Source organism: Gracilibacillus suaedae, assembly GCF_017599345.1.
Taxonomy (GTDB): domain Bacteria; phylum Bacillota; class Bacilli; order Bacillales; family Amphibacillaceae; genus Gracilibacillus; species Gracilibacillus suaedae.
Genome location: NZ_JAGFVL010000013.1, coordinates 1 through 13,537, shown reverse-complemented (window position 1 = coordinate 13,537; position 13,537 = coordinate 1). Strand labels below are relative to the sequence as shown.

Genomic DNA, 13,537 nt, shown 5'->3' with positions numbered 1-13,537 from the left:
AAAGGAGCATTCCTGTAATGAAGAAATTTGAGGATTGAAAGAAAAAGAGCCCTCTTGGTATAGTACAGGGTGTCAATGCGCATTGACCCCGAAATTAAATAGATACCAAGGAGAGGACTCAATAATGAATTATAATCAAAATCGTAAATTATCGCAAATCACACCATCAACCCTAATCGTGGGGATTGATATTGCCAAGGACAAACACGTAGCTCGCGCCCAGGATGATCGAGGGTATGAATTTGGCAAACGATTGATCTTTGAAAATCGGGTACATGGCTTTGAACAGTTATTGGATTGGGTATCCAGGCTTCAAAAAGACTATGACAAAACCACAGTTATTTTTGGAGCGGAGCCAACAGGGCATTACTGGCTAAGCCTTGCTTATTATTTAATAGCTCAGAAATATAATTTTGTGCTAGTGAACCCTATGCACGTGAAGAAATCCAAAGAGTTCGATGATAATTCGCCAACGAAAAATGACACGAAAGATGCGCGTGTCATTGCCCAGCTGGTGAAGGATGGTAGATACTCTGTACCAAATCTTCTCGAAGGCATATATGCCGAACTAAGAGAAGGAATAAAATTAAGAGATCAACTAACCAAACAGCTGATGATTATTGAAGGCCGCATTCAGAACAATATCCAACGATACTTCCCGGAGTTTAACGATGTGTTTAAAGATTGGGATGGAAAAACTGCCTTCTTCACATTGCAGGAATTTCCATTTCCGTCTGACATTCGTGACATGACACCAGAAGAAGTATTAGATCGCTGGAAAACAGTGGTGAAGCGTGGTGTTGGAATCAAAAGAGCAACGAAACTAGTAGAAAAAGCACAAAAAAGTATTGGTATTGAGATAGGCTTACGTTTTGCGAAGAAAGAATTACACAGTCTATTGGATCAATACGAATTGTATCGTGACCAATTAGAAGAACTAGATCAAGAAATCGCAGAGTTAATGAATGATATACCAGGGGCAAAAGAAATAATGGCGATTAAAGGTCTGGGAGTAACGACAGTTGCCACCTTTTTCTCAGAAGTAGGGGATCTTATGAAGTATGATCATCCTCAACAAGTAGTGAATATGGCAGGCTTATCATTGCGTGAGCATAGTTCCGGAAAGTTCAAGGGCCAAACGAAAATAACCAAACGAGGGCGAAAGAAACTACGAAAAGCCTTATATTTAGCTGTTCGCCCACTTGTAGCCAGTAACCCAACGTTTAAGGCCCTGCATACGTATTACACAAAACGCCCTGATCGTCCACTGAAAAAGCAGCAATCACTGATTGCGTTATGTGGGAAGTTAGTACGTGTTCTGTTTACCATGGGACAAAAACAGTGTGAATTTGATGGAAGTAAACTATTGAAGGGAATTCCTCCAAACGAAACATTACTAGCTGCTTAATGAGCCATATGGAATTGTAAGTATAAATGCACATGAATTTTTGGAATCGAAAAACACCAATAATGCAGAGTCGGAGCTTATTTTTTTCCATTCGGGCATAGGACCCAGCAAAGGAGCTTTTCCGACCTCCACCTTGTGGATACGCAGGACGAAGGAATGTATGGATGTAAATCCCGTGATATATGGGAGGGTAAGCGACCATAAGTAGTGTGGAGAAAGTGAAGCATGGTTATACTGTTTTTTACCAAACACTACCAATTTGGTCGTTAGGATGGATTAATTGGTGTTAGAATATTCTGTATTCTAACCACAGATATCTCTCCCCGACTGCATTCTAAAATAGGTGTTAATGAAATTCTGAGAAAACAAGAGTATTTAGAAGATATTTTAAATATATAGAGGGAGGTTCATATAGGTTTCTAATGGAAAATCGTATTAGTGAATTAGTAAATCAAAAAAATCTCACAAGAGGTTCTTGCAGATAAATGTGATGTTCCAGACAAACAATTCTATTAGGTGCAGAAAAAGTAAATGAGTTAATTGGAAAAATAGCAAATGCTAAAAACATAACTATTGTTGGCTTTTCTTTAGGTGCACAAGTAACTATTCAAATGTTGAGCCTTAATTCCAATTTAGCTGACTATGCGATTATTGACAGTGCATTAGTAAGACCAAATTCACTCTTGAAAAAAATGATAAGACCGTCGATAAAATTATCTTTCCCCTTAGTTAAAAACAAATCATTTTCAAAACTCTAAGCGAAAACCCTCTATATCGGTGAGGAACATTTTGATACATATTATAAAGAAAGTTCTCAAATGAAGTCGGATACACTTATTAGAATATTAGAAGAAAATGTGTCATTTAAAATACCCGAAAGCTTTAAAAAGGCTAAAGCTAATATATTGGTTACTGTTGGAGAAAAAGAAAAAGCAGTAATGAAAAAATCAGCGAAAGATTTAGTTGCAAATAATTCTAATTGCACTGGGATTATGATTCCTAAAGTTGGACATGGAATCAGTTTGTTAAACCCTATTTTCTTTAATCAATTGATAGAAAACTGGATACAAGAAGGTACTTTACCTGAAGACGTAACAATAATTTAGAAAAATGTTATGAAAATAACAGGTGGTTTATCTGGAACTGGGCAGTGTAACAAGCAAATAGTGGGCTTTCAAATGGAGGAGTTCATCTTTTTTTGTGGTAAAAAATGGAATATAATGTTAATATTAAATCAAGTTGTTCTTTAATTAAGGTGGCGTAAAGTGAAGAAGAATTATAACTGTTATAGGAGGACGAATTATGCTTTCTAAAAAAAGGATAGGGATAATAATAACTATTATTGGTGCGGTTATTATTATGGTTAGAGCTTTATTTCTACGTTCCACTGAATACGCACTAATATTACAAATAATAGGGATAATTTTATTTTTCGGGGGCGGGTTACTTATCCCTGACTATACTGATAATAATAAACAGAAAGAAAGTAATCATTAATAATGCTTATTAATTTATCGACTTTTTTGTTTTATATCTAGACTAATATATTCTTTTCATATTTTAAAACGGGTGCCTTAAAGTTTAAAAAGACAGTTAATGTTTGTTATTGAATTAGGACTCTGCGCTAACGAAGTTGTTTACTTGAACAGAAATGCCCTTTTATTTAGGTAGGGGGAGGTAATTGTGGTAAATGTAAGTGAATTTCCTGTAATTGAAAATGAAAGGTTGATTCTAAGGCAAGTAACAATTGAAGATGCAAGCAACCTTCTAAAGTATTTGTCTTAATAAAGATGTAATAAAACATAATAGATAAGAACCCTTTAATTCCATTGATGACGCATTGGATGAAATTTCGTGGTATAAATCGATATTGGAGAAGAAAATAAGGAATAAAAGGGCAGGTTAGTGGAATAAGAGTAAATAACTACCGATGAAATTATTTCTTCTCCTTCAACAGTTTTATTGTTGCCTGGAGCAGATACTTGGGATGACCCAAGGCACAAACCGATTATTGAAAAGGCAACTGAATTGTTAGAATGTGGTGCAACTGTTGCTGCAATTTGCGGTGATACAACTGCACTTGCTGAATCGGGCGTATTTGATGAGCGTATACACACTAGCAACAGTCTTGAGTATCTCAAGATGGTATGTCCGAACTATAAAGGAGAATCGTATTATAGAGATGTTAAAGCAGTTTCGGACAATAACTTGATAACAGCTAGTTCAGCAGGTGGGTTGCTTTTTGCTAGAATTATATTAGCGAAGATAGAAGTTTTTTCTGAAAATCCCCTTGAGGCTTGGTATAACTACTTCAATACGGGTGACCCAAAATACTTCTACATTTTAATGGACACACTGACTTACTAATTGAACTAATGGGGGAAAGAGCTCAACAAGGCGACTACCAAATGATCGTCTTTTTTTGTGGGTGAAAATAAAAATGAAATATTGGAATATTATGTTAAAATGGTGTAATAAGATATTGTGCTAACTGCCAGGCTACTTGAAAATTAATGGATTAAAATAAAACAGGGAGGTTGGAGGTCCAATTCCCTTGTTTTTTGTATGACCTTTCAATATTGGAACTGGCCGGGTTAGTCAATTCCGATTACTACTTAATTATAAAGGTACTCGCTATTGTCATTCTATATTTAAACAATATTTTGAAATTATTATAAATTGGAGGTGTTTACATGGTATTTTTAATCATGTTAGGTGGTATTTTTTTAGGTTCGATTATTTTTATGTTTACTTTTATAGTATCTAAAAGAAATGGTAAGTATTATTTAGCACCAATAGTGACCTTTCTTTTTTCTATTGTCGTTACAGCATATGGCTTTATTGTGATTCGAGGTTTTGAAGGTATGGCATACGGTTTCTTAGCAGCAGGATTTTTAATCGTTAGTATTGTTGGTACACTTCTTTTGCCATTATTAGTGCGTAGGAGGGAACCACAGGAATTTAAGAAATTTGATAAAATTATTCTTGCCATCCTGCCGATTATATTTATTGCGACTATTGGGTTGGTTATCTATTCTGATCAAGGTTACTGGATTATTGATAAAGGAGAAACAACATATACAGAAGATGCTGGAAGGGATGAAAGCTATTATAGGACTTCCACTATTTCGGAAGGTAAAAAACAAGTAACGCTCAGATTAGGAGAAAAATATTTAGGAAAAGAAATTGTAGTTGAAAGTGTAAGTAAATGGGGACCGACTGAAATCACTGTTAAAATTGTTGAAGGTGAGAATAAGGATAAAACGCCTTATATTATGATAGGCTTAGATGAAATAAGAGAACCTTTAAAGGTGCAATCAACAGATGGAATGGTTTTTGAATCTATGGATAAAGTAAGCAATTAACTTATCGAATTTCATACATCGTTTTACTAATTTAGGATTATAAAGGAACATTGTGAAATAGTGTGCTGAATGTACTTAGGGTGGCTAATAGAATTTGTCATGTTATTAATATTTGGCTATCCAAACGACTCGGACGCTTTTTTATTGTTAACAACAGTAAACTTAACAGGGTATACTGAAAGTACAGCGGAAAGTAATCATTCCTAATACTTATATGGAGAAGTTCCTTATCTCAATAACTTGTACCTAATTATCCGCAATTAAGAATGTACGTTCGCGATAATTGTGTTATACTAAAAAATGGATAATGTTCTTTTAGGGTCAGGTCGGCTAATCCCCGCATAGAAGGGGGTGATGCTTATGAGCATGTATGAAAGTTTTATGGTACTATTTGGCTTTGGTACCTTCTTAATTGCATTGCTCACTTTGATCATTTCATTGATCAATAGAAAATAGACCTCCCTATTTGCCCTATAAGTAATTAGGAGAGGCCTATCACAACTCGATAGCCGATCCCTCTGGGGGAACCGCTTATCTTAACCCGTAGTTACCGCTACGGGTTATTATTATATGCATTTCTTACTAAAATTATATCATAATATGCGGAATAAGTCATTAAATGTAACATGCTTTTTTGGAAGGGATCATGCCCCAACAACATACAATTATCCGTATACGAAGGACGGATTGTAAGGAAGGTGCCAGTTTTCAAACAATATAAACTAGATGATAATCGCTTAAAAGAATTGCATCTTCAGAGGTTGATGAAAATAACGAAATTACTGAATCTATTAAAATATTCATATCTGGTGTTTTGAAAGTAAAACGATTTCTTAGGAGAGTCGCATCACCATCTCCAATGCCATTAAAGTGACTACCTAGCATGATACATAACCCCTCAACCGAAGTTTATAATAAATGAAGGAGCAGACTATTTCCCTCTTGTTTTATAAAGGAAAGTTTTACCGAGTCTATTGTACCAAAAAACTCAAAAGGTAATTTATAACCATAAAATGAATATTTATACTTATTAACCATTTAATGAAGACATGATAAGATACCTATTGGATGATATTTCCTTTTAGAAGAGGGGAAGCTATGTCGAATTTAAGAATAAGTGTAAAGGAAGTTAAACAATTCTATGAACAAGTACAAAGACAAACGGCTACCGTAACAGAATCTATTGATCTAGTGGAAAAACGGGTAGATGAGCTTTTACATATGGACCAGTTCCAAGGAGAAGCTGCAGACACAGCAAAGGAGTATTTTCAAGTTTTACATAAGAATCTGTTGCAAGCCTTTAGAGGACTTTACGAGCAGATAGAGATTAACATAAGCCGTCATCTCCAAGATTTCCATGAAGAGGTCGATTCCAGTCATCATGCGATTATTCATCAAACATACCTCGATGAAAAAGAAACCGATATACATCAATCCTCTAAACGAATACAACAAATAGAGACAGATATAAGTCAGATAATAAGTAGTATATCTGATTTGTCGTCTGCTCGAGCGCCAACAGCTGCAAATGTATTAGATGATAGTGAAGCGAGTTTGCAGGTGATGAAACAGCTATCTCAACGAATGGAAGCTTATTCGAATGGTTTTAAAAGTGATCAAAGCCAAATCGAGAGTGCCATGCAGGAAATCAGTAGCTTGATGGGTAAAGTGATAAACAATACCGGAAGAACTCAGCTAGAAACCAACTTCGAAACACAATTGCCTGGTATACGGTCTTATGTGAAAGCATCAATGGAAACTTCAGCTATGCAAAGAATACTTTCTCCACTTCATAACAAAATAGAGGAAAATACGATAATTTCTAGTTATAATTGGACTCGGGAGCATACGTTGGGATTACAACAGTATATGAATAACCCTCTTATAGATAAGCAAGGAAGTCAGTATATCCAACATTATATGAATCTTCGATTGAATCGAACCATACAACAAGCAAACACTTGGTGGAGTCAAACGCTAATGTATCAAACGTCTAAGGCGAAATGGCAACTGGGTTATCTAAGCTTATTCAACCGACAAGATAAGAGAAGTCAAGCACAGAATAAAATGGACAAACTACAGGCAGAAGATATTGCTACGGTAAAAATGTCGGATGAAGAAGCAGCTACTATCCAGAACTATCTAAAAGAAATAGAAAGTGGAGAGGTTAAGCCTAACAAAGATTGGAACGTGTCTCAATTCAAATACCCAGAACTAACTTTTGAAGATAAGCGAAAAGTATTAGGAGGAATGGGGACAGGAACCCCTGATGGTTTAGCAGGACCATCGACCACAACATTCAAGTTCTTTACAGAAGACATTGCAACGATTATTGATCCGAATGCTGGAATGGGAGATAAGGCAATGGCCTCCCTATTCACCTTTGTAAAGCCAGCTAAGTTCTTGGATACAATGGGTGATGTGGCAGGGCCGGGGTTGAGGAAGTTTGGGAAAGATGGTAAGGATATAGATAATGCTAAAGATATAACTAAATTAACTGTTGATGATATACCAACTGCAAAGAGTGGGAATTTTAATAAATTCTTCAATTCCCTTACAAGTAGTGAACTAGACGAACTTTGGAAAGATAAAAAGATTAGAAAAAAGATAGAACGCCAACTTAGAGAACCTGGAGGTTTACATGAGTGGCACTTAGTTTCAAGGGCTCCGCAATTTAAGTATTGGAATATTGGTGCTGAAGAGATTAAAGATTTAAGAACAGCAATATCCGATGTCAAATTTGTCAATCCAAGGGGTGTTCATGGAGGACTAGGCTCAACTAAAGCACATAATGAATTGTTAGAAATAATTGATACTTCTAGCGACTATAATACATTTGTTAGACGACTTAATAATTGGGCTAATTATAGATTAGAGGGTGGAGTTTCGTCTTTACCACAAGGTCTAAGATTAAAGTAGGAGGATACTATAATGGAAAAACAAGGATGGGTTTCGATTTGGTTAGGAAATATTAACGATGAGGACTCAATAGGAGAGTATGTTGATTTAACGTATGATGAGGATGGCGAGTCTGTCCCTTCCCAATTCTTTATTGATTTTAATATTGATATGGATGAAACAGATGAGGATACTATAGAAAAAGCGGTCTATAAGAATAGTAGTAGTGATATTTCAGCATTATTAGATGGGTGTTCGTATGAAGAAATTGTCATCCCAAAAATCCAGAAAAGTATAAACCTAAAGAAATCATATAATGCTGTAATTTTAATATATAATTTTGAATATAAAAATGAAATTAGTTCAAAAGGTGCTTTTGATTTTATTGCTGCTACAAATTATGAGTAAGAGAAATCTTAAAGATATGGAGAGTTGTTTTAGTTGATGGATAACTCAGAGATTACTTATCTGATAGGATTGCTTTATAATACAGATAAAAATACTTTAATCAGCCAGCTAAAGAATATAGACAACCCTTTATTACTCCATTACTTTGCTGCAAATTATAATTGAAATAGTGGGTTTGATATACCAACAGCCATCTTAGAAAACGAGGCTTGTGATTTAGGGACAGGTTTACTAATGTTCCATTATGCAGACGGCTATCGTTTATTAGAGAGTCCAGATGAAATTTCAAGTTCTTCATTAGAGGAATGGAAAGTCTTTTTGAAGAAGATTTATAATAAACTATTAAGCTTAGACTTTAAATCACAAGACATTTCCTTTGACCCTGAATTAACAAAAATTCAAAAGTATAAGTTAAAAAAGAAGAACCTAGACCTTCCTGACGTTTTAATTAGTAAGTCTCCAGGCGAGGAAATTGATATACCCAAGTTATGATGAAATTTATTTGAACCCTTGATTGGCAAAATGCATTTCAAGGGTTCTTTTTTGTGGGGCTACCTAGTGCCGAATAAACCACTTATTATTTTCAGAGTGGAGATAAGGCGATGGCTGCCTTGTTCACCTTTGGCAAACCGGCTAAGATATTGGATAAAGTGGGTGATGTAGCAGGGCCAGGGTTGAAGAAGTTTGATAATAATACTAAGGGTATAGATAATGATAAGCTAAGCCCATCAAATTATCCAAATCCAGACCGACCTATGTCTATTCCACCTGTAAGGTATGAGCCAAAAACAATTGAAGAAGTCATAAGAATGCGTCAAGGAAAAGGACCAACAACTAAAATGACGCATGGTGATAAAAATATAGAAGCACACCCTAGACAACAAGTCCCTGTTAAAAATGGCGGGATATTAGATGAATTAGAACAAAGAACTCATAGAGGTGGAGGAAATCATACACGTCATGATAAGCCTTCCCAGTTAAACTCCTTCTCAAAGAGCCAAGGAAATAAGAGCACACCATAAAGAAAGAGGAAAAAGAATATATACTACCAGGAGAAGGGATTTAAAAGGAGGAAAAGTAAGTGACAAGAGATGAGATTGCAAATTTATTAGATGGTATATTAGATAAAGAATTAGGAAATTTAGATATTCCTTCGGCAAGTGATTGGGAAAATATCGAAAAAAAGTTTGGATGTCAATTTCCATCTGAATTTAAATTTTTTATAGAATTAATGTCTGAATATTCGTTTCCAGGAGATATCTTAAATGTATCCAATGGTAATACAAATGGAAATGACACTATTGAATTTACCTATGACTATGAAATAGACACGATAGTTTTTTTTGATCGCCATGGGCTTGTAGGTGAGTCCCAGAGAATAGCTACTTCGTTTACTGATTTGCTTGAACGACTTATAAAAAATAAAGGGCAATATTGGTATTGGCTAAGAAGTGATTTTATCTCCCTAGGTGATGCATATGATGATTGAATAGCTAATCATTCGTTATAAAGGAGTTTTTTTATAGTTGGTGATATTTTTAGAATAGTCTGTTTTTAAAGTTAGGTTGAATTATTTTAATGCGACGTTAGTGATATCAAATACAAGTTAGAAGATTATTTTGACTTTACTTTTTTATTATCACATAGTATGATAAAATCAATAACTTAGATTTCAGTGAAAATAACTATAAATTAATAAGAGGTGCTTTTAATGAGTGCGGTAGGTACTAAATAGGAAAAATATCTAATGGAATAAATACGATAATAAGAAGGGAAATATATTCATAATATCCCTGTATTTTGTTATGGCTTTATTCTAAAACCTATGAAGATACCTACAGTACATTTATAAAGCGCGTAATAGTGGAAAATAGCTATATTTTATAGCTTATTTTGTTGTGCATATTACACAGATCTTGTGAATGTAAAAAAGCTGCGGTATCCCCGTAGCTTTTTTGTGTTTTTAAGTAAATAAGTAACAAACTATATCATTTATGGTTGCAGTGTCATTGAAATCTAAAGTAGGTATCTTCATTTATGAGATAAAAATATCATAATGAGGAGAATACAAAATGAATGAGGCAACTTATGAGAAGATACAATACAACGAATTAAAACAAATAATAAAATCTTATTGTGTAAGTGGATTAGGTAAACAATTACTAGATAGATTAAAACCAAGTACAGATCTGAAAGTAGTTAAAAATCGTTTGAATGAAACTACAGAAGCACGATCAATCTTAGATGCAGTGGGACATGTGCCATTTTTAGGAGTATCCAATATTGACAATACAATACACAATCTTGAAAAAGGTATAATTCTTGATCCAAGTGAATTATTAAGTGTAGCAGACTTTTTAAGAGGGTGTAGAAAAATTAAAAAGTTTATGATGGAGAAAGAATTTTTTGCACCAGTACTAGCATCATATGCCAATTCAATGACCGAATTTAAACATGTGGAAGAAGAATTTAATTTTTCGGTTAAGGGGAACGAAGTAGATTCAGCTGCAAGCAAAGAATTAAGGCGAATCCGAAATAGCATGGAAGTAACTAAAGAAAAAATAAATGACCGATTAAATAAATTTTTAAATAGCGATACAAATAAGAAATATATTCAAGAATTCTTTATTAGTAAGAAAGATGATCGCTATACGATTCCTATTAAGGCTTCTTACAAAAATCAAGTTCCAGGTACAATAATTGAGTTTTCTTCTAAAGGTTCCACTGTGTTTATAGAACCAACTATAGTTACAAAATTAGGTGGAGAACTAGCAAGTCTAAAAGCTGAAGAGGCGATGGAAGAATACCAAATATTAGCGACTTTATCAGGAATGATCTTAGAGAACATTTATGAAATCAAGATAAACATGGAACTTATTAGCCAATATGATATGGTATTTGCAAAAGCGAAATTTAGTAAACACATTGGCGGTGTAGAACCGAAGTTAAACGATTATGGATATATAAAATTAGTTGATTGTAAACATCCACTTTTAACAGGGGAAGGGGAAGTTGTACCACTTAATTTTGAAATAGGAAAAGATTATCGTAGCTTAATTATTACTGGCCCTAATGCTGGTGGGAAAACCATTGTTTTAAAAACAATAGGATTATTAACATTAGCAGCAATGTCAGGTTTTCATATTATCGCAAATAAGGAAACAGAAATCTCAGTATTTGAAAACATCTTTGTAGATATCGGGGACAACCAAAGTATAGAAAATGCACTAAGTACATTTTCATCACATATGAAAAACCTCTCAGAGATTATGGGGTCATCAAATAATAATACTCTTTTACTATTTGATGAAATAGGAAGTGGTACAGAACCGAATGAAGGAGCTGCACTAGCAATTTCGATTTTAGAGGAATTTTATCACATGGGATGTATTACAGTGGCGACAACTCATTACGGCGAAATTAAACACTTTTCAGAAATACACGATGACTTTATGAATGCAGCAATGCAATTTAATAATGATACATTGGAACCTTTGTATCAATTAGTGATAGGGAAATCAGGAGAAAGTAACGCTCTCTGGATTTCTAGAAAAATGAATGTTCGAGAAAATGTTTTACAAAGAGCGAAGCAATATATGGAGCATAAAGGATACCAATTGGAACGTGTTGATCAGAGTAAAATACGGAAACCAAAGATTAAAAAGGAGGAAAGTATTCAGTACAAGTATGAATATAAAAAAGGGGACCGTGTAAAGTTATTAGAACGAGATGACTTTGGGATTATATATAAAGAAATGGATAATTTCTATAATGTTGTTGTGTTCTATGACGGAGAATTTATTGAGGTAAATGTTAAGCGAATTTCCTTAGAGATATCCGCGAAGGAATTATATCCAGAAGGGTATGATATAGAATCATTGTTTACAGATTTCAAAACCCGAAAAATGCAGCATGATATAGAGCGTGGTTCAAAAAAAGCACTGCGAAAAATACAAAAAGAAATGAAAAAGAATAGAGGAAAATTTCCAGAAGAGTAACGCTAATTTTAAGCCTTGTCAGTAGAATATGGTTTGTAATCAACGGCTTGAAGAATAATCTTTTGGAGGTGTAGCATACAGAAAAGTTACCCGGGAGTGTAATATTAACTGTGTAAGTAAGAAATGCGTACGGTTTCTTACTCACACAGTTTTTTATTTGGTAGAATAAAAATATAAAGCTAAAGGAGTGTTTTAAATGGGCAAACCCAAAAGAGATCCTAACTCCGTAGAATTAGCTAACAAGATTATGGAACAGTATCAACCAAAGTCTGTAGAAGATATGCAACATGCATTAAAGGACATATTCGGGCCGATGTTTGAATCGATGCTAAAAGGTGAAATGAATCATCATTTGGGCTATGAATCAAATGATAAAGGAGAAAAAGAAACAAACAATAGACGGAATGGGTACGGAGAAAAGACAGTCAAAACGACTACTGGCGAAGTGGATATTGCCGTACCACGTGATCGAGATAGTTCATTTGAACCGCAACTTATTCCAAAGCGCAAAAGAGATGTTTCTGCCATCGAGGATAAAGTTATCTCCATGTATGCAAGAGGGATGTCTCAGCGAGATATTTCATCCACTATAGAAGATATCTATGGTTTCTCCGTGTCTCATGAAATGATATCTGATATTACGGATACAGTGCTTCCTGATTTAGAAGAGTGGCAAAGTCGCCCTTTAAGCAACTGTTATCCCTTTGTGTTTGTAGATTGCCTTTATACGACAATACGTAACGACTACGAAACAAAGAAATACGCTGTTTATACCATGTTAGGCTATACCATGGAAGGAAAGAAAGACATTCTTGGTCTATGGTTAAATGAAACGGAAAGTAAGCATAAATGGATGCAAATCTTTGATGAAATAAAAGCTCGTGGTGTAGAAGATATTTTCTTTATTTCGATGGATGGAGTAAGTGGTTTAGAAGATGGAGCTCGTGCTATTTTCCCACAAGTAATCGTGCAACGCTGTATCGTCCATCTCATTCGAAATTCGATTAAGTACGTTCCAAGTAAAGACTATAAACCTTTCACCGCTGCCTTAAAAAAGGTGTATAGTGCACCAAGTCTTAAGGCCTGTCATAGTGCATTTGAAACTTTTCAACAACAATGGTCTGCTTATCCTGGAGCGATTGACGTTTGGAAACGGAATTTCTCCCATGTGGAACAACTATTTGATTATGGAAGTGCGATACGCAAAATCATGTACACCACAAATGCCGTAGAAAGTATACATTCCAGCTTTAGAAAAGTGACTAAAAAAGGAGCATTCCCAAACGAGAACGCTCTTCTAAAAGTCTTGTATTTACGAACGAAAGAACTTGAAAGTAAATGGGAAGGTGGCCATATTCAACAATGGGCAATGGTCATGAACCAGTTCTTAATTCATGACCATCTTAATGAACGAGTGTTAAAGTATTTAGAATAACTTACACACTTTTCTTGACAAGCCC

13 protein-coding genes and 1 pseudogene are annotated in these 13,537 nt (G+C 34.7%); 13 read left to right on the top strand and 1 reads right to left on the bottom strand.

The window, feature by feature from the left end; all coding sequences use genetic code 11:
• The first annotated feature begins 124 nt into the window (after nucleotides 1–124).
• The 6 genes from J5J03_RS02280 to J5J03_RS02255 all read left to right on the top strand — a co-directional run bounded on the left by J5J03_RS02280 (nucleotide 125) and on the right by J5J03_RS02255 (nucleotide 5,229).
• Entirely contained in the window at nucleotides 125–1,408 is a 1,284-nt protein-coding gene (locus J5J03_RS02280) for an IS110 family RNA-guided transposase (protein ID WP_208585901.1), read from the top strand.
• An 818-nt stretch (nucleotides 1,409–2,226) separates the two neighbouring features.
• A complete protein-coding gene (locus J5J03_RS21925; protein WP_231710572.1) occupies nucleotides 2,227–2,514 on the top strand; it encodes an alpha/beta fold hydrolase in 288 nt (95 codons plus the stop codon).
• 196 nt (nucleotides 2,515–2,710) lie between these two features.
• Complete coding sequence (locus J5J03_RS02270; RefSeq protein WP_208585900.1) at nucleotides 2,711–2,905, top strand: hypothetical protein; 195 nt, start codon at nucleotides 2,711–2,713, stop codon at nucleotides 2,903–2,905.
• A 423-nt stretch (nucleotides 2,906–3,328) separates the two neighbouring features.
• On the top strand, nucleotides 3,329–3,775 hold the full coding sequence (locus J5J03_RS02265; RefSeq protein WP_208585902.1) for a DJ-1/PfpI family protein: 447 nt from the start codon (nucleotides 3,329–3,331) through the stop codon (nucleotides 3,773–3,775).
• A gap of 326 nt (nucleotides 3,776–4,101) precedes the next feature.
• Entirely contained in the window at nucleotides 4,102–4,773 is a 672-nt protein-coding gene (locus tag J5J03_RS02260) for a hypothetical protein (RefSeq protein WP_208585899.1), read from the top strand.
• Between the two features lie 360 nt (nucleotides 4,774–5,133).
• Nucleotides 5,134–5,229 (top strand): putative holin-like toxin, encoded by a 96-nt coding sequence (locus tag J5J03_RS02255; RefSeq protein WP_208585898.1) that lies wholly within the window; start codon nucleotides 5,134–5,136, stop codon nucleotides 5,227–5,229.
• 252 nt (nucleotides 5,230–5,481) lie between these two features.
• Here J5J03_RS02255 and J5J03_RS02250 read toward each other — a convergent pair whose 3' ends face one another.
• Nucleotides 5,482–5,658 (bottom strand): hypothetical protein, encoded by a 177-nt coding sequence (locus J5J03_RS02250; RefSeq protein ID WP_208585897.1) that lies wholly within the window; start codon nucleotides 5,656–5,658, stop codon nucleotides 5,482–5,484.
• A 213-nt stretch (nucleotides 5,659–5,871) separates the two neighbouring features.
• On the opposite strand from J5J03_RS02250, the gene J5J03_RS02245 reads away from it, so the two are divergent.
• The 7 genes and pseudogenes from J5J03_RS02245 (at nucleotide 5,872) to J5J03_RS02210 (ending at nucleotide 13,512) form a co-directional block, all read left to right on the top strand.
• Nucleotides 5,872–7,692, top strand: coding sequence for a T7SS effector LXG polymorphic toxin (locus J5J03_RS02245; RefSeq protein ID WP_208585896.1), 1,821 nt, complete (start codon nucleotides 5,872–5,874; stop codon nucleotides 7,690–7,692).
• A 12-nt stretch (nucleotides 7,693–7,704) separates the two neighbouring features.
• Nucleotides 7,705–8,079 carry an immunity 22 family protein gene (locus J5J03_RS02240; RefSeq protein ID WP_208585895.1) on the top strand — a complete coding sequence of 125 codons (375 nt, stop codon included), beginning with the start codon at nucleotides 7,705–7,707 and terminating at the stop codon, nucleotides 8,077–8,079.
• Nucleotides 8,080–8,115: 36 nt separating this feature from the next.
• A pseudogene (locus tag J5J03_RS21920) lies at nucleotides 8,116–8,571 on the top strand (DUF4274 domain-containing protein).
• A gap of 110 nt (nucleotides 8,572–8,681) precedes the next feature.
• Nucleotides 8,682–9,101: a hypothetical protein gene (locus tag J5J03_RS02230; RefSeq protein ID WP_231710570.1), complete on the top strand. Its 420-nt coding sequence runs from the start codon at nucleotides 8,682–8,684 to the stop codon at nucleotides 9,099–9,101.
• Nucleotides 9,102–9,160: 59 nt separating this feature from the next.
• Nucleotides 9,161–9,568: an SMI1/KNR4 family protein gene (locus tag J5J03_RS21915; RefSeq protein ID WP_331460411.1), complete on the top strand. Its 408-nt coding sequence runs from the start codon at nucleotides 9,161–9,163 to the stop codon at nucleotides 9,566–9,568.
• A gap of 583 nt (nucleotides 9,569–10,151) precedes the next feature.
• The gene (locus J5J03_RS02215; protein ID WP_208585894.1) at nucleotides 10,152–12,077 is read left to right on the top strand and encodes an endonuclease MutS2; all 1,926 of its coding nucleotides are present in this window, start codon (nucleotides 10,152–10,154) and stop codon (nucleotides 12,075–12,077) included.
• 196 nt (nucleotides 12,078–12,273) lie between these two features.
• Complete coding sequence (locus tag J5J03_RS02210; RefSeq protein WP_208585893.1) at nucleotides 12,274–13,512, top strand: IS256 family transposase; 1,239 nt, start codon at nucleotides 12,274–12,276, stop codon at nucleotides 13,510–13,512.
• Nucleotides 13,513–13,537 lie beyond the last annotated feature (25 nt).

What these genes read in the sequence shown, in the direction of transcription:
- J5J03_RS02280 (WP_208585901.1), top strand. Translation starts at nt 125, where the DNA reads ATGAATTATAATCAAAATCGTAAATTATCGCAAATCACACCATCAACC.
- J5J03_RS21925 (WP_231710572.1), top strand. Translation starts at nt 2,227, where the DNA reads ATGAAGTCGGATACACTTATTAGAATATTAGAAGAAAATGTGTCATTT.
- J5J03_RS02270 (WP_208585900.1), top strand. Translation starts at nt 2,711, where the DNA reads ATGCTTTCTAAAAAAAGGATAGGGATAATAATAACTATTATTGGTGCG.
- J5J03_RS02260 (WP_208585899.1), top strand. Translation starts at nt 4,102, where the DNA reads ATGGTATTTTTAATCATGTTAGGTGGTATTTTTTTAGGTTCGATTATT.
- J5J03_RS02255 (WP_208585898.1), top strand. Translation starts at nt 5,134, where the DNA reads ATGAGCATGTATGAAAGTTTTATGGTACTATTTGGCTTTGGTACCTTC.
- J5J03_RS02250 (WP_208585897.1), bottom strand. Translation starts at nt 5,658, where the DNA reads ATGCTAGGTAGTCACTTTAATGGCATTGGAGATGGTGATGCGACTCTC.
- J5J03_RS02245 (WP_208585896.1), top strand. Translation starts at nt 5,872, where the DNA reads ATGTCGAATTTAAGAATAAGTGTAAAGGAAGTTAAACAATTCTATGAA.
- J5J03_RS02240 (WP_208585895.1), top strand. Translation starts at nt 7,705, where the DNA reads ATGGAAAAACAAGGATGGGTTTCGATTTGGTTAGGAAATATTAACGAT.
- J5J03_RS02230 (WP_231710570.1), top strand. Translation starts at nt 8,682, where the DNA reads ATGGCTGCCTTGTTCACCTTTGGCAAACCGGCTAAGATATTGGATAAA.
- J5J03_RS02215 (WP_208585894.1), top strand. Translation starts at nt 10,152, where the DNA reads ATGAATGAGGCAACTTATGAGAAGATACAATACAACGAATTAAAACAA.
- J5J03_RS02210 (WP_208585893.1), top strand. Translation starts at nt 12,274, where the DNA reads ATGGGCAAACCCAAAAGAGATCCTAACTCCGTAGAATTAGCTAACAAG.